Annotated in this window: 15 protein-coding genes; 12 read left to right on the top strand and 3 right to left on the bottom strand. The window is 65.1% G+C overall.

Annotation, left to right across the window (positions count from 1 at the left end; genetic code table 11):
* Positions 1 to 35: 35 nt before the first annotated feature.
* Positions 36 to 815: an SDR family oxidoreductase gene (locus J3485_RS13585; protein WP_206953114.1), complete on the bottom strand. Its 780-nt coding sequence runs from the start codon at positions 813 to 815 to the stop codon at positions 36 to 38.
* A gap of 133 nt (positions 816 to 948) precedes the next feature.
* On the opposite strand from J3485_RS13585, the gene upp reads away from it, so the two are divergent.
* The 10 genes from upp (at position 949) to rng (ending at position 11,435) form a co-directional block, all read left to right on the top strand.
* Positions 949 to 1,599, top strand: coding sequence for a uracil phosphoribosyltransferase (gene upp / locus J3485_RS13590; protein WP_206953117.1), 651 nt, complete (start codon positions 949 to 951; stop codon positions 1,597 to 1,599).
* A gap of 198 nt (positions 1,600 to 1,797) precedes the next feature.
* Positions 1,798 to 3,924: a putative bifunctional diguanylate cyclase/phosphodiesterase gene (locus J3485_RS13595; RefSeq protein ID WP_206953133.1), complete on the top strand. Its 2,127-nt coding sequence runs from the start codon at positions 1,798 to 1,800 to the stop codon at positions 3,922 to 3,924.
* A 249-nt stretch (positions 3,925 to 4,173) separates the two neighbouring features.
* A complete protein-coding gene (locus J3485_RS13600; protein ID WP_206953135.1) occupies positions 4,174 to 4,902 on the top strand; it encodes a YebC/PmpR family DNA-binding transcriptional regulator in 729 nt (242 codons plus the stop codon).
* A 117-nt stretch (positions 4,903 to 5,019) separates the two neighbouring features.
* Positions 5,020 to 6,294, top strand: a complete 1,275-nt coding sequence (purD, locus tag J3485_RS13605; RefSeq protein WP_206953137.1) for a phosphoribosylamine--glycine ligase — start codon at positions 5,020 to 5,022, stop codon at positions 6,292 to 6,294.
* Positions 6,295 to 6,392: 98 nt separating this feature from the next.
* Complete coding sequence (gene hemF / locus J3485_RS13610; protein WP_206953138.1) at positions 6,393 to 7,316, top strand: oxygen-dependent coproporphyrinogen oxidase; 924 nt, start codon at positions 6,393 to 6,395, stop codon at positions 7,314 to 7,316.
* 83 nt (positions 7,317 to 7,399) lie between these two features.
* The gene (locus tag J3485_RS13615; RefSeq protein WP_206953140.1) at positions 7,400 to 8,104 is read left to right on the top strand and encodes a nicotinate-nucleotide adenylyltransferase; all 705 of its coding nucleotides are present in this window, start codon (positions 7,400 to 7,402) and stop codon (positions 8,102 to 8,104) included.
* Between the two features lie 3 nt (positions 8,105 to 8,107).
* The gene (rsfS, locus tag J3485_RS13620) at positions 8,108 to 8,590 is read left to right on the top strand and encodes a ribosome silencing factor (protein ID WP_206953149.1); all 483 of its coding nucleotides are present in this window, start codon (positions 8,108 to 8,110) and stop codon (positions 8,588 to 8,590) included.
* 206 nt (positions 8,591 to 8,796) lie between these two features.
* Positions 8,797 to 9,267 carry a 23S rRNA (pseudouridine(1915)-N(3))-methyltransferase RlmH gene (gene rlmH, locus J3485_RS13625; RefSeq protein ID WP_206953151.1) on the top strand — a complete coding sequence of 157 codons (471 nt, stop codon included), beginning with the start codon at positions 8,797 to 8,799 and terminating at the stop codon, positions 9,265 to 9,267.
* 50 nt (positions 9,268 to 9,317) lie between these two features.
* The gene (locus J3485_RS13630) at positions 9,318 to 9,953 is read left to right on the top strand and encodes a Maf family protein (RefSeq protein ID WP_206953153.1); all 636 of its coding nucleotides are present in this window, start codon (positions 9,318 to 9,320) and stop codon (positions 9,951 to 9,953) included.
* An 18-nt stretch (positions 9,954 to 9,971) separates the two neighbouring features.
* Complete coding sequence (rng, locus tag J3485_RS13635) at positions 9,972 to 11,435, top strand: ribonuclease G (RefSeq protein WP_206953155.1); 1,464 nt, start codon at positions 9,972 to 9,974, stop codon at positions 11,433 to 11,435.
* Positions 11,436 to 11,523: 88 nt separating this feature from the next.
* On the opposite strand, the gene J3485_RS13640 is transcribed toward rng, so the two are convergent.
* Positions 11,524 to 11,739, bottom strand: a complete 216-nt coding sequence (locus J3485_RS13640) for a hypothetical protein (RefSeq protein ID WP_206953158.1) — start codon at positions 11,737 to 11,739, stop codon at positions 11,524 to 11,526.
* A 235-nt stretch (positions 11,740 to 11,974) separates the two neighbouring features.
* Here J3485_RS13640 and J3485_RS13645 point away from each other — a divergent pair, with 235 nt between their 5' ends.
* Both J3485_RS13645 and J3485_RS13650 read left to right on the top strand, forming a co-directional pair.
* Complete coding sequence (locus J3485_RS13645) at positions 11,975 to 12,133, top strand: hypothetical protein (protein WP_206953160.1); 159 nt, start codon at positions 11,975 to 11,977, stop codon at positions 12,131 to 12,133.
* A gap of 79 nt (positions 12,134 to 12,212) precedes the next feature.
* Positions 12,213 to 12,527, top strand: a complete 315-nt coding sequence (locus J3485_RS13650; RefSeq protein WP_206953161.1) for a hypothetical protein — start codon at positions 12,213 to 12,215, stop codon at positions 12,525 to 12,527.
* A gap of 156 nt (positions 12,528 to 12,683) precedes the next feature.
* Here J3485_RS13650 and msbA read toward each other — a convergent pair whose 3' ends face one another.
* Positions 12,684 to 14,465 (bottom strand): lipid A export permease/ATP-binding protein MsbA, encoded by a 1,782-nt coding sequence (gene msbA / locus J3485_RS13655; protein ID WP_206953163.1) that lies wholly within the window; start codon positions 14,463 to 14,465, stop codon positions 12,684 to 12,686.
* Positions 14,466 to 14,611 lie beyond the last annotated feature (146 nt).

Here is a 14,611-nt window from a genome sequence, read left to right on the forward strand (position 1 = left end):
CGAGCCCATCCAAATTCATCGAAACTGCGCCGACCTCAGAACGTGCCGGGATAGGCACCGCCATCGATGAGCCAGTTCTGGCCGGTAATGTAGCTCGCATGCGCGCTGCACAGGAACGCGCATGCCTTGCCGAATTCGTCGCGCTGTCCGAGCCGCTGCGCGGGGATGCCGGCCGAGCGCTCGCGCCGCGCCTCGTCGAGGCTGATCCCCTTGGCCTGCGCCTGGGCATTGAGCGTGGCGGCGATGCGGTCGGTATCGAATACGCCGGGCAGCAGATTGTTGATCGTCACGTTGTGTCGGGCAACCTTGCGCGCGACACCGGCGACGAAGCCCGTCAGCCCCGAGCGAGCGCCGTTGGACAACCCAAGGACGTCGATCGGCGCCTTCACGGACGAACTCGTGATATTGACGATACGGCCGAAACCACGCTCGATCATGCCGTCGATCGTCGCTTGCAGGAGCGCGATCGGCGTGAGCATGTTCGCCTCGAGCGCGCGAATCCAGTCGTCGTGCGTGAACTGGCGAAAATCGCCGGGCGGCGGACCGCCGGCATTGTTGATCAAGATGTCGGGCGCGGGACAGGCTGCAAGGGCAGCCTCGCGGCCTTCGGGCGTCGTGATGTCGCAAGCGACCGTGCGCACCGACACGCCGGTCTTCGCACGGATGTCGGCCGCGGTGGCCTCGAGCGTTTCCCGCGTGCGCGCGACGATGACGAGTTCGACGCCTTCGAAGGCGAGCGCCTCGGCGCAGCCGCGACCGAGCCCCTTGCTGGCCGCGCAAACAAGCGCGGTGCGTCCTGCGATTCCAAGATCCATGCGTATGTCCCGACGAAGATGGGCGATGGGGGCGATTGTAGAAGAATCGCCGCAACCGCGCCGAGCGCGGAAAATCGGACGCGCCCGCTTCTTTGGGTAAACTTGCCCCACTCACTCAGCCCGCGCCCCCGCCATGAAACAAGACAGCCGCTTCCCCAAGCTATTCATCCTCGACCATCCGCTGATCCAGCACAAACTCACGCACATGCGCGACAAAGACACGTCGACGCGCACGTTCCGCGAGCTTTTGCGCGAGATCACGCTGCTGATGGGTTACGAAATCACGCGCAATCTGCCGATCACGACGCGGCGCGTCGAAACCCCGCTCGTCGAGATCGACGCGCCTGTCATCGCGGGCCGAAAGCTCGCGATCGTGCCGGTGCTGCGCGCGGGCATCGGCATGTCCGATGGCTTGCTCGAACTCATTCCGTCGGCGCGCGTCGGGCATATCGGCGTGTACCGCGACGCCGAGCATCGCCCCGTCGAATATCTCGTGCGGCTACCCGATCTCGAAGACCGCACCTTCATCCTGTGCGATCCGATGGTGGCGACGGGCTACTCGGCCGTTCATGCCGTCGACGTCTTGAAGCGGCGCGGCGTGGCCGGCGAGCATATTTCGTTCGTGGCGCTCGTGGCGGCGCCCGAGGGTGTGCAGGTATTCCAAGACGCGCACCCGGACGTTAAGCTCTACGTCGCCTCGCTCGATTCGCATCTGAACGAGCACGCGTACATCGTGCCGGGGCTCGGCGACGCCGGCGACCGCCTATTCGGCACGAAGAACTAAACAGGGGACCCGCATCCACAACCGGAGCGCGCACCGTGCGAAAGCGGCGCGCGATTTATCGTCTGTACAATGCCGCACACCACACTACACGCCGGCCGCTCAAAATCGCGGAACCGCATTCGGGTTTGTCACGCATCAGAAAAACGCCCGGCGTGCCGATAAACGACGTGAGACCACTCCCGTCATCGCAAGTCCGCCATGCACGGCACTTATAACTTTTGGCTCGTCGGGCTGTCGCTCGTCGTCGCGACGCTCGCCTCGTATACCGCGCTCGATCTCTCCGGCCGCATCGCCTCGCTCTCGAAGCGCGGGCAGCGTCACGCCTGGCTGGCCGGCGGCGCCGGGGCGATGGGCGTCGGCATTTGGTCGATGCACTTCATCGGCGTGCTCGCCTTTTCGCTGCCGATCCCGCTCGGCTACGACTTCACGATCACGGCTTGCTCGCTGCTGATCGCGATCCTCGTATCGTACTTCGCGCTGCGCGTGATCACGCACGAAACGCTCGGACCGAAGCGCCTTGTCTGCGCCGCCGTCCTCATGGGCCTCGGCATCGTCGGCATGCACTACACGGGCGATGCCGCGATGCGCATGCAACCCGCCATCGTCTACGATCCCACGCTCGTCGCCGCATCGATCGTCATCGCCATCGTCGCCTCGGGCGCCGCGCTGTATATGGCGCACGCGCTGCGTGCCGAAGATCAAGGCCACGTGCTGGCCAAACGCATGGCCGCGTCGCTCGTGATGGGGCTAGCGATCACGGGCATGCACTACACGGCGGAGGCGGCCGCGAATTTCCCGCCGGGCGCGATCTGCGGCGCCGCCAACGGCGTCGATCTACGCTGGCTCGGCACGACGATCGCGATCTTCACGTTCGCGATCCTGATCGTGACGTTGATGCTCTCGCGCTTCGACGCGCGCACGGCTTCGCTCGTGAACTCGGTCTCGCAATTGAACGGCCGGATCATGCACATGGCCGCGTTCGATTCGTTGACCGACCTGCCCAATCGCCGCACGCTCACCGAGCACATCGAGCGCGCGCTCGAGTTCGGCAAGCGCGGCCCAGGCCTCTTCGCGGTCCTGTTCATGGACCTCGACGGCTTCAAGACGATCAACGACTCGCTCGGGCACACGGTCGGCGACGAAGTGCTCAAGGCGTTCGCGCAGCGTCTCGTCGATTGCGTGAGCGCCGGCGACACCGTGGCACGCCTAGGCGGCGACGAATTCGTCATACTGATGCGCCACCTCGGTTTGGCGGAGGAGGCGCAGCGCGTCGCCGAGGCCGTGCTCGAGCGTATGCGCGAGCCCATCTGGGTCGACGCGCGGTCGTTGCAGGTCGCGCCGAGCATCGGTATCGCCCTGTTCCCGCGCGACGGCGACACCGTCGAGACATTGCTGAAAAACGCCGATGCGGCAATGTATGCCGCCAAGCGCGCGGGCCGCGGCACCTGTCGCTTCTTCGAAGCGGACATGAACGAAGCGGCGACGCGAACGCTGCAGATCCAGCATGCGCTGCACGAAGCGCTCGACAAAGGCTACTTCTCGCTGCACTTCCAGCCGAAGTTCTTCGGCCGCGACGGCGCGCTGGCGGGCGCCGAGGCACTGTTGCGGCTCAATCATCCGACGCTCGGCCTGCTCTCGCCGGCCGAATTCATCTCGATCGCCGAGCGCAACGGGCAGATCGTGCCGATCGGCTATTGGGTGGTGCGCGAGGCGTGCCGGCAGATCCGCCGCTGGCAGGCGCAGAACCTGCGCCCCACGAAGGTGGCGATCAATCTCTCGCCGCGCCAGCTCGCGCAACCCGATCTGCTCGCGACGATCCAGGAGATCGTGCACGCCGAGCACATGAGCGCGGACCAGATCATGTTCGAGATCACGGAAACGGCGGCGATGCACGACGTGCGCCGCATGGCCGAGACCGTGCACGCGTTCCAGAAATGCGGCTTCGAGGTTGCCATCGACGATTTCGGCACCGGCTATTCGAGCCTCGCCTACCTTCAGCGCTTTCGCGTGCGTCAATTGAAAATCGATCGCTTCTTCGTCGACGGGCTCGACGCAAATAGCGACGAGGGCACGGCGATCGTCTCGGCGATCATCGAACTCGCCCATTCGCTCGGGATGAACGTCGTGGCCGAGGGCGTCGAGACGGAATCGCAGCGCAAAAAACTCGAGGCACTGCGCTGCGACGAACTGCAAGGCTACCTGCTCGGCAGGCCGCTGACGCCCGAGGCTTTCGGCGTCCTGCTCGGCGACCAGAACCAACGGGTGCCGCGCGAGGCTACGGCGTCGCGCGCCGCTCCGCTCGGCGCACCGCCGCTGCCGCGCTGAGCGTGCGGGCCGGCTGCGCCTCGCGCGCCGGCCCGGCATGATAAAATCACGGTCTGCTCTTCGGACGGCCAGCGCTACGCGCATCGCAGCCCGCATTCACGGAGAAACGTACGGAGAAGCGTACGGAGAAGCGCGCGACGCGCCGCCCGACACCCGAACTACAGGCAGGACTCGCACGGTTCAGACGATTCGCAATCGACAAAAACGCATCATGCGTGTGCCGGGTCGGCATGCGCCACGGAGAAACGTATGGCTGGTCATTCCAAATGGGCCAACATCAAACATAAGAAGGCCGCTGCGGACGCCAAGCGCGGCAAGGTGTGGACGCGCCTCATCAAGGAAATCCAAGTCGCGGCCCGCATGGGCGGCGGCGACATCGACTCGAACCCGCGCCTGCGGCTCGCCGTCGAAAAGGCTTACGACGCCAACATGCCGAAGGACAACGTCAACCGCGCGATTCAGCGCGGCGTGGGCGGCGTCGACGGCGCGAGCTACGAAGAAATCCGCTACGAAGGCTATGGCATCAGCGGCGCGGCCGTCATCGTCGACACGATGACCGACAACCGCACGCGCACCGTCGCCGAAGTCCGGCACGCGTTCTCGAAGTTCGGCGGCAACATGGGCACGGACGGCTCGGTGTCGTTCCTCTTCGATCACGTCGGCCAGTTCCTGTTCGCCCCCGGCACGTCCGAGGACAAGCTGATGGATGCGGCGCTCGAAGCGGGCGCGAACGATGTCGTCACGAACGAAGACGGCAGCATCGAAGTGCTGTGTGGCCCGAACGACTTCTCGAAGGTGAAGGAAGCGCTCGAGGCGGCCGGCTTCAAGGCCGAACTCGCGGAAGTGACGATGAAGCCGCAAACGGAAGTCGAGTTCGCGGGCGAAGACGCCGTGAAGATGCAAAAACTCCTCGACGCGCTCGAAAACCTCGACGACGTGCAAGAGGTCTACACGAACGCGTCGATCGCGGACGAGTAAGCGATGCGTCGCGCGCCGCATCCGCCATGAAGCGGGCGCGCCGCGCACGGGCAAAGACACCGCGGCCGGCCCCCATGCGCCGGCCGCCCCTCTTTTAGGTCTTCGGGGAAGAATCATATGAAACTACTCGTCGTCGGTTCCGGCGGTCGCGAACATGCGCTCGCCTGGAAGCTCGCGCAATCGCCGCGCGTGCAGCTCGTCTACGTTGCGCCCGGCAACGGCGGCACGGCGCAAGACGAGCGTCTGCGCAACGTGCCCGTCACCGATCTCGACGCGCTCGCCGATTTCGCGGAAAGAGAGCAGATCGCGCTGACCGTCGTCGGCCCCGAGGCGCCGCTCGCGGCAGGCATCGTCAACCTGTTCCGCCAGCGCGGCCTGAAGGTGTTCGGGCCGACCAAGGAAGCGGCCCAGCTCGAAAGCTCGAAAGATTTCGCCAAGGCGTTCATGAAGCGTCACGGCATTCCGACGGCCGAGTACGAAACGTTCTCCGATGCCGCGCTTGCGCACGCCTACGTCGATCGCAAGGGTGCGCCGATCGTCGTCAAGGCCGACGGCTTGGCCGCGGGCAAGGGCGTGGTCGTCGCGCAAACGCTCGAAGAGGCGCATGGCGCCGTCGACATGATGCTCGCCGACAACAAGCTCGGCGATGCGGGCGCGCGCGTCGTCGTCGAAGAATTTCTCGCGGGCGAGGAAGCGAGCTTCATCGTCATGGTCGACGGCAAGCACGTGCTGCCGCTCGCCTCGAGCCAAGATCACAAGCGGCTGCTCGACGACGATCAAGGCCCGAACACGGGCGGCATGGGTGCGTACTCGCCGGCGCCGATCGTAACGCCGCAACTCCATGCGCGCGTGATGCGCGAGATCATCTTGCCGACCGTGCGCGGCATGGAAAAGGAAGGCATCCGCTACACGGGCTTCCTCTATGCGGGCCTCATGATCGACGAGCAAGGCAATCCGAAAACGCTCGAGTTCAATTGCCGCATGGGCGACCCCGAAACGCAGCCGATCATGGCGCGTCTGAAGGGCGATTTTTCGAAGGTGCTCGAAAGCGCGATCGCCGGGACGCTCGACACGGTGGAACTCACGTGGGACCGCCGCACGGCGCTCGGCGTGGTGCTCGCCGCGCACCACTACCCCGACACGCCGCGCAAGGGTGATCGCATCAGCAGCATCCCGGCCGAGACCGAGAACGCCGTGACGTTCCATGCGGGCACGACGCTCGTCGACGGCAAGCTCGTAACCGCGGGCGGGCGCGTACTGTGCGTCGTCGGATTGTCCGATTCCGTGCGCGGCGCGCAATCGGCCGCCTACGAAGCGATCAATCAGATTTCGTTCGACGGCATGCAATACCGCCGCGACATCGGCTACCGCGCGTTGAACCGCAAGCACTGAAGGCTCGGGCCGGGCGAGGCGCCTCGCTTCTTACCCGGCCTCGCTCGCCCCGGCTTCTCATGATCCGGATTTCGTGACCTTTGCGTGCGTAACACACCATGCCTGATACGACCTACGACGTCTCTCAAGTGCGCAGCTATCTGCAAGGGCTGCAAGCACGCATCGCCGACGCGCTCGGCGCGCTCGACGGCGCGCCGTTCGGCGTCGACGCCTGGCAGCGCCCGGCGGGGGACCGTCTGCGCGGCGGCGGCGTAACGCGCATCCTCGAGGGCGGCGCGCTGATCGAACGCGGCGGCGTCGGGTTCTCGGACGTGGCGGGCGATAAACTGCCGCCGTCGGCCACCGCGCTTCGGCCGCACCTCGCCGGGCGCGGCTTCGAGGCGATGGGCGTCTCGCTCGTCATGCACCCGCGCAACCCGTATTGCCCGACCGCGCACATGAACGTGCGTATGCTGGCAGCCACGAAGGAAGGCGAGGCCCCCGTCTTTTGGTTCGGCGGCGGGATGGATCTGACGCCCTATTACGGCTTCGAGGAAGACGCGGCACATTTTCACGGTGTCTGCCGCGACGCCCTCGCGCCGTTCGGCGCGGATCTCTACCCGCGCTTCAAGCGCTGGTGCGACGACTACTTCTTCCTCAAGCACCGCAACGAGACACGCGGCGTGGGCGGCGTGTTCTTCGACGATTTCGACGAGTTGGGCTTCGAGCGTTCGTTCGCGATGATGCAGAGCGTCGGCGACGCCTTCGTCGACGCCTACCTCCCGTTGCTCGAAAAACGGCATGCAACCCCTTACGGCGAGCGCGAGCGCGCGTTCCAAGGGTACCGGCGCGGCCGTTATGTCGAATTCAACCTCGTCTACGACCGTGGCACACTGTTCGGACTGCAAAGCGGCGGCCGCACGGAGTCGATCCTGCTGTCGATGCCGCCCGTTGCGAACTGGCGCTACGACTGGCAGCCCGAGCCCGGCACGCCCGAGGCACGGCTCTACAGCGACTTCCTCAAGCCGCGCGACTGGATTTGATAGAGCGCCCACTGCTCGAGAAGGACCGACATCTGAATTCGACCGCCCCCGCCCCGTCCGCCCTCGCCCCCGATGCCAGGCCAATGCTGCCGCGCCGCGTCGGCTTGCTCGGCGGCACGTTCGATCCGATTCACAACGGCCATCTGGCGCTTGCGCGCCGCTTCGCCGAACTGTTGAAGCTGACGGAGCTCGTGCTGCTGCCGGCCGGCCAGCCGTATCAAAAGTCGGGTGTGTCGGCGGCGCAGCACCGCTTGGCGATGACGCGCGCGGCCGCCGCCTCGCTCGTACTGCCCGGCGTCGCCGTGACGGTGGCCACCGACGAAATCGAGCAAGCAGGCCCCACCTACACCGTGGAGACGCTTGCGCGCTGGCGTGCGAGCGAGGGTCAGGACACCTCGCTCGCGCTACTGATCGGCGCGGATCAACTTTTGCGACTCGACACTTGGCGCGATTGGCGGCGGCTGTTCGAGTTCGCGCACGTAGGCGCCGCCACGCGGCCCGGCTTCGACCTGTCGAGCCTGCCGCCCGCGCTCGCCGCCGAACTCGGTCCGCGCCGCGCCGACCCGGCGACGCTGCGCGGCACGAGCGCGGGATGCCTGCTCGTGGACGACACGCTCGCGCTCGACGTTTCGGCCACCGACATTCGTGCGCATTTGAAGGCGAGGCTCGCGCAAAACACCGCGGCTACGGGCACCACCGCGCTAGCCGCGACGCACACACCGACGCCTGAACCGATCCCTGAGGCCGTCTGGGACTACATCCTTCAACATCATCTGTACCACCGGTAAACCATGGACATTCGCAAACTACAGCGCCTGATCGTAGACGGTCTCGAAGACGTCAAGGCACAGGACATCCGCGTCTTCAACACGACCCATTTGACCGAACTCTTCGACCGCGTCATCGTCGCGAGCGGCACCTCGAACCGGCAAACGAAGGCGCTCGCCTCCAGCGTGCGCGAAAAGGTCAAGGAAGCGGGCGGCGACGTCATCAGCACCGAAGGCGAGGACATCGGCGAATGGGTGCTCGTCGACTGCGGCGATGCCATCGTGCACATCCTCCAGCCCGCGCTGCGCCAGTACTACAACCTCGAGGAAATTTGGGGCGACAAGCCCGTGCGCGTGAAGCTCACGAGCACGAGCCCGTTCTCGGGCGCTCATGCGAGCGAGGCGGAAGACGGCGACGAAGACGACGAGGCGGACCCGCCTGCGGCCAAACCCGCGCGCAAGAGCGCGGCCCGCAAAAGCCCCGCGCGCAAAACGAGCGCGAAGTAACAGCGCATGCATCGCGCGCCCGGCGCCGGGGTCGGCTTCGATACTGGAGCGGCGCCGCGCAGGCGCATTGCCCGAATGAAACGCCCTCATACCGCTTTCGCTCGCTGTCGGCCGGAGTTAGCGCTTCAGCGCTCACTTCGGCCCCATGCAAAGCTCGCCCCGAGCGAGCGACAGCTTCGCTTGGGACGGCCCTGCCGGAGGCTCGGATGAAGCTCCATATCTTGGCAGTCGGTCATAAGATGCCCGATTGGATCTCGACCGGCTTCGACGAATACGCGAAGCGGATGCCGCCCGAGCTGCGCATCGAGTTGCGCGAAATCAAGCCTGAGCCAAGAACCGGCGGTCGCTCGGCGCAAAGCGTAATGGCGGCGGAGCGCCAACGCATCGAAGCCGCGTTGCCGAAGACGGCGCGCGTCGTGGCGCTCGACGAGCGCGGCCGCGACTGGACCACGATGCAACTCGCGAGCGCCCTGCCCGATTGGCAGCGCGACGGCCGCGACGTCGCCTTCGTGATCGGCGGAGCCGACGGGCTCGACCCCGAGCTCAAAGCCCGCGCCGAACTCCTGTTGCGCATCTCCAGTCTGACCCTGCCGCACGGCATGGTGCGCGTGCTGCTTGCGGAACAGCTTTACCGCGCGTGGAGCATCACGCAGAATCACCCCTATCATCGCGTCTGATGCGGCGTCCGTTCTCCGATCGGGCGCCTACGCCCAACGAGAACGGACACATGCCGCAGCCGAACCCCCGCCTGCCCCTTTACCCTTTCGTCTACCTCGCTTCGCAAAGCCCGCGCCGGCAGGAGTTGCTGGCCCAACTGGGCGTCCGATTCGAACTGCTGCTGCCGCGGCCCGACGAAGACGCCGAAGCGCTCGAAGCCGAGCGTGCCGGCGAGGCGGCCAGCACCTATGTCGAGCGCGTCTGCGTGGCCAAGGCTGAAGCGGCGCGCGCGCGGCTCGTGGCGAGCGGCCATCGCGCAGCGCCGATCCTCGTGGCCGACACGACGGTGACGATCGACGACGCGATTCTCGGCAAGCCGAACGACGTCGAGCATGCTGTCCAGATGCTCGCGCGCCTCGCGGGCCGCGAGCATGAAGTGCTGACGGCGCTGGCCGTCATCGATGCCGACGGTACGCTGCTGCCTCCGGCATTATCACGCTCGTGCGTGCGCTTCGCGCCGGCACCGCTTACCGCACTAACCCGCTATGCGATGACGGGCGAGCCGCTCGGCAAAGCCGGAGCCTACGGCATTCAAGGCCGTGCCGCCGAATTCATCGAGCGGATCGACGGATCCTATTCGGGTATCATGGGTCTGCCCCTATTTGAGACGGCCGCGCTGCTGCGCTTGGCGCGCGTCGACTTCTGAAGCGCTTCGAAAGCCGACATGAACGAAGAAATCCTCATCAATGTCACGCCGCAGGAGACGCGGGTCGCACTGGTACAGCAAGGCGCCGTGCAAGAGTTGCATGTAGAGCGCACGCTCTCGCGCGGCCGCGTCGGAAACGTCTATCTCGGCAAGGTCGTGCGCGTGCTGCCCGGCATGCAGTCGGCGTTCATCGACATCGGACTCGAGCGCGCCGCGTTCTTGCACGTCGCCGACATCTGGCACCCGCGCCTGGCCGGAGAGCACGCGGTTCCGCAGCAGCCGATCGAGAAGATCGTCTTCGAGGGCCAGACGCTGACGGTACAGGTCATCAAGGACCCGATCGGCACGAAAGGCGCGCGGCTGTCGACGCAGATCAGCATCGCCGGACGCACGCTCGTCTATCTGCCGCAAGAGCCGCACATCGGGATTTCGCAGAAGATCGAGAGCGAGGCCGAACGCGAAGCGATTCGCGCGCGCCTGACGGCGGTTTTGCCTGCGGATGAGAAAGGCGGCTACATCGTGCGCACGATCGCCGAAGATGCAACGAGCGAAGAACTTGCCAGCGACGTCGCCTATCTGCGCAAGACATGGGCGACGGTCGTCGCGCTGGCGCAGCGTCTGCCGCCGACGAGCCTGCTCTATCAAGATTTGAACTTGGCGCAACGCGTGCTGCGCGATTTCGTGACGGACGAAACGACGCGCATTCAAGTGGATTCGCGCGAAACCTATCAAATGCTGACCGAGTTCGCCGCCGAGTTCACGCCGGCCGTGAGTTCGAAGCTTCACCACTACACGGGCGAGCGACCACTGTTCGACCTGTACAACATCGAAACGGAAATCCAACGTGCGCTCTCGCGCCGCGTCGATTTGAAATCGGGCGGCTATTTGATGATCGATCAAACCGAGGCGATGACGACGATCGACGTCAACACGGGCGGCTATGTCGGCGCGCGCAATTTCGACGATACGATCTTCAAGACGAACCTCGAAGCCGCGCACACGATCGCGCGTCAGCTACGCCTGCGCAACCTCGGCGGCATCATCATCATCGACTTCATCGACATGGAGAACGCCGAGCACCGCGACGCCGTGCTGGGCGAACTGAAGAAAGCGCTCTCGCGCGATCGCACACGCTCGACCGTGAACGGCTTTTCGCAGCTCGGGCTCGTCGAGATGACGCGCAAGCGCACGCGCGAATCGCTTGCACACGTGCTGTGCGAGCCCTGCCCCGTATGCGAGGGCAAAGGCCAAGTCAAAACGTCGCGCACCGTCTGCTACGACGTGCTGCGCGAAATCCTGCGCGAGTCGCGGCAGTTCAATCCGCGCGAGTTTCGCATCGTCGCCTCGCAGCAGGTCATCGATTTGTTCCTCGACGAGGAATCCCAGCATTTGGCCATGCTGATCGACTTTATCGGCAAGCCTGTGTCGCTGCAGGTGGAGTCGAATCTCAGTCAGGAGCAGTACGACATTGTGCTGATGTAAGCGACGGCGCGCGCAGCACAGAGAAATAGGGCACGTCATTACTCACGCGAAAAGGGCGGCCTCGCCGCCCCGCGCGCTCAACTAGCCTTCAGTGGTGCCACCCACCACCGCCGTGCCAGCCGCCACCGAAGCCGATACCAACGCCGATCGACGGCGCCGCATACGCCGGATAGTAGCTGTAATAACCCGGCGCGTAGCCATATCCGTAGACCGGTTGCGCCGGCGCAACGACACATCCGGAGAGCGAACCGATCAACGCCACGGCCGCCAGCGAAAACGTTAGGACAACGAACGACTTTTTCATGATTCTCCTCCTGTTGCATCCTTAGATGAGCACAACCCGCGCCGCGTTCGACGGCGAGTTGTGTCAGCGCGTAAAAGGTGTAATGGCCTCTGTAATACGAATGCGGATTGCCCAGCGCTCGGCCCGTCTCGTAATACGGGCCATATCGCGATCGAGCGAAAGTCGAGACATCTCGTGCGTCCTCGATGAAATCTCCTAGAATTTTTGCAAGTAGGTTGTTTGCAAGGAGAGCGTCATGGCCGAATCGATCGCAGACTCCGTCGTCGGCATCATTCTGCTGATTGCAGTTGTCATCATCGTGGCATCGCATTACCACCGCGAACACCAAAGGGCGCGATGGCTGCACCGGATGGACAACACCCGGCTTTGGGACAGGCTCAGGCATCGCCATTGACGCGCGTGTCGGCGGCTGACGCTGTATGGGGCTCGAGAAAACGCGCGCTGCGCGGGACGACTCGCGCTGGAGAAACGACATGCCCGAAGAAGATGCCTTGTGGCAGATGACCGAATACGAAGGGTTCGAAATCCACGTCGCCCCGCTCGCTCGGGAGGATGAAGCGCAAGAGCGGCCGCCGGCCGGCGAGGATTACACGTATATCGGCTACGTTTGTCATCCCGGCGCCGATCCCAAGCTGCCAGGGCATGCCGTGCCGTTCCATGCCGACGGCGACGTCGGCTTCGCGAGCGCCATCGATGCGCTCGACGAAGGCATGCACATCGGGCGCACCATCGTCGATGGCACACATCCCGACTTGACCGTCCTGCCGCTCGTCACCGGCGGCGTCTGAACCCGAACAGCCCTCGCCCCGCGCGCCGCTTCAGCTCGGCGCGGCAACGAGCGACGCGAACGCTCGCTCGACGTCGTCCTCGCGACAGCGTCTCATCCGCGAGACGCCTCTGCGATCGCGAGCGGCGGCCAACGCCGCATGATGATGGACAGCCTCTTATGCCGCCTGCTGCTGATACTGAATCCGATGCAAATGTGCGTAGAGGCCGTTTTGCCGCAGTAGCGCCTCGTGGCTGCCTTGTTCGGCGATGCAGCCCGCTTCCATGACGAGGATGCGGTCGGCCCGCTCGATCGTCGAGAGCCGGTGGGCGATGACGAGCGTCGTGCGCCCCTTCATCAGCGTCTCGAGCGCCGCCTGCACGTGCCGTTCGGATTCGGAGTCGAGCGCCGACGTCGCCTCGTCCAGAATGAGAATCGGCGCGTTTTTGTAGAGCGCGCGCGCGATCGCCAAACGCTGACGCTGCCCGCCCGACAAGCGCATGCCGTTACCGCCGACATGCGTGTCCATGCCCTGCGGCATGGCCTGGACGGTATCCCACAAGTTCGCCGCCACGAGGGCGGCTTGCACGCGCGCGTGATCGGGCGTGCCGCCGTAGGCGACGTTGGCGGCGATCGTGTCGTTGAACAGCACGACGTCTTGGCTCACCATCGCGATCTGGCTGCGCAGATCGTGCAGGTCGTACTCGTCGACCGGCACGCCGTCGACGAGAATGCGCCCGCTCGTCGGCGCGAAAAAGCGAGGAAGCAGGTTCACGAGCGTCGTCTTGCCGCTGCCCGAGGGGCCCGCCAGCGCGATCATCTCGCCCGGTTTCGCCGTGAACGATACGTGATCGAGCGTCAGTCGATCGGGCTGGCCATAGCTGAACGTGACATCGCTGAACTCGATCTCGCCGCGCGCGTGTTCCAGCTTGCGCGTGCCGCCGGCCGGCTCGAGCGGCTCGTCGATGAGGCCAAGGATGAATTCGGCGGCCGTCACGCCGCGCTGCAACGGCTGGTTCACGTCGATCAGATGCTTGAGCGGCGAGATCACGAGCAGCATCGAGGTGACGAACGCGACGAAGCCGCCGACCGTCGTTTGGCTGTGCGCCGACTGGACGACGGCAATCGTGATGACGATCGCGAGGGCGACCGAGGCGAGAATCTGCGTGAGCGGCTGTGCGAGCCCGCCCGCGACGGTCATCCGCATGGCGTAGCCGCGCAGGCGCTGACTCATCGCGGTAAAGCGACCCATCTCGTACGCCTCGCCGTTGTGGATCTTGACGACCTTATAGCCGGCAACCGTTTCCTCGACGATATACGACAGCTCGTTCGTGAGGTCCTGCTGCTCGCGGCCGAGCCGACGCAGCCGCCGGTTGATCTTGCTCACGAGCCAACCGATGCCGGGCAGAATCACGGCGACGATCAGCGTCAGGCGCCAATTCAGATAAAACAAATAGCCGAGCAAAAAGACGACCGATAGCGAATCGCGCACGAGCGTCACCATCACGCTCGTGAGGACGCCCAATATCTGATTGACTTCGAAGACGATCGCATTGATGACGGTGCTCGCCGTCTCGCGCTGGAAGAACGTTGCGCTCGTGTGAATCATGCGCTGGAACATGTCGAGCCGCAGTTGCAGCAAGATGCGGTTCGAGACGTACGACAGCAAGTATTGCGAAGCGTACTGCGACACGCCGCGCACGATCGCAAGACCGATCACCGCGAGCGGGACATACCACTTCGCGTTATCGCTGGCGTTCTGGCCGAAGCCGTGATCGAGCAGCGGCTTGAGCAGTGCCGGAATACCCGCGTCGGTGGCGGCGGAGAGGCCCATCGTGGCGACGGCCAGCACCAGCACCCAAACGATGGGCTTCAGATAGGGCCACAACCGCCGCATGACGGCCGGCGTCGACGTTTGCCCGCCGCCGACCGGTTTTCTCAAAGTTGCCTGGGGTTCCAAGACGCTCCTTATGTTCCCGCGCGCGATCGGGGCACCTCCGCGGTACGCCGCAGTACTCCCGCGCCCGCTCGCCGTGCTCGCTGCTCGCTCGTTCGCGCTCGCGCAAAATCGAAGCATTATAAGCCGGCGAACGAATGCGGCCAGCG

It is taken from the genome of Trinickia acidisoli (assembly GCF_017315725.1).
Lineage (GTDB): Bacteria > Pseudomonadota > Gammaproteobacteria > Burkholderiales > Burkholderiaceae > Trinickia > Trinickia acidisoli.

Coding starts and splice junctions, on each gene's coding strand:
- J3485_RS13585 (WP_206953114.1), bottom strand. CDS start 815: ATGGATCTTGGAATCGCAGGACGCACCGCGCTTGTTTGCGCGGCCAGC.
- upp (WP_206953117.1), top strand. CDS start 949: ATGAAACAAGACAGCCGCTTCCCCAAGCTATTCATCCTCGACCATCCG.
- J3485_RS13595 (WP_206953133.1), top strand. CDS start 1,798: ATGCACGGCACTTATAACTTTTGGCTCGTCGGGCTGTCGCTCGTCGTC.
- J3485_RS13600 (WP_206953135.1), top strand. CDS start 4,174: ATGGCTGGTCATTCCAAATGGGCCAACATCAAACATAAGAAGGCCGCT.
- purD (WP_206953137.1), top strand. CDS start 5,020: ATGAAACTACTCGTCGTCGGTTCCGGCGGTCGCGAACATGCGCTCGCC.
- hemF (WP_206953138.1), top strand. CDS start 6,393: ATGCCTGATACGACCTACGACGTCTCTCAAGTGCGCAGCTATCTGCAA.
- J3485_RS13615 (WP_206953140.1), top strand. CDS start 7,400: ATGCTGCCGCGCCGCGTCGGCTTGCTCGGCGGCACGTTCGATCCGATT.
- rsfS (WP_206953149.1), top strand. CDS start 8,108: ATGGACATTCGCAAACTACAGCGCCTGATCGTAGACGGTCTCGAAGAC.
- rlmH (WP_206953151.1), top strand. CDS start 8,797: ATGAAGCTCCATATCTTGGCAGTCGGTCATAAGATGCCCGATTGGATC.
- J3485_RS13630 (WP_206953153.1), top strand. CDS start 9,318: ATGCCGCAGCCGAACCCCCGCCTGCCCCTTTACCCTTTCGTCTACCTC.
- rng (WP_206953155.1), top strand. CDS start 9,972: ATGAACGAAGAAATCCTCATCAATGTCACGCCGCAGGAGACGCGGGTC.
- J3485_RS13640 (WP_206953158.1), bottom strand. CDS start 11,739: ATGAAAAAGTCGTTCGTTGTCCTAACGTTTTCGCTGGCGGCCGTGGCG.
- J3485_RS13645 (WP_206953160.1), top strand. CDS start 11,975: ATGGCCGAATCGATCGCAGACTCCGTCGTCGGCATCATTCTGCTGATT.
- J3485_RS13650 (WP_206953161.1), top strand. CDS start 12,213: ATGCCCGAAGAAGATGCCTTGTGGCAGATGACCGAATACGAAGGGTTC.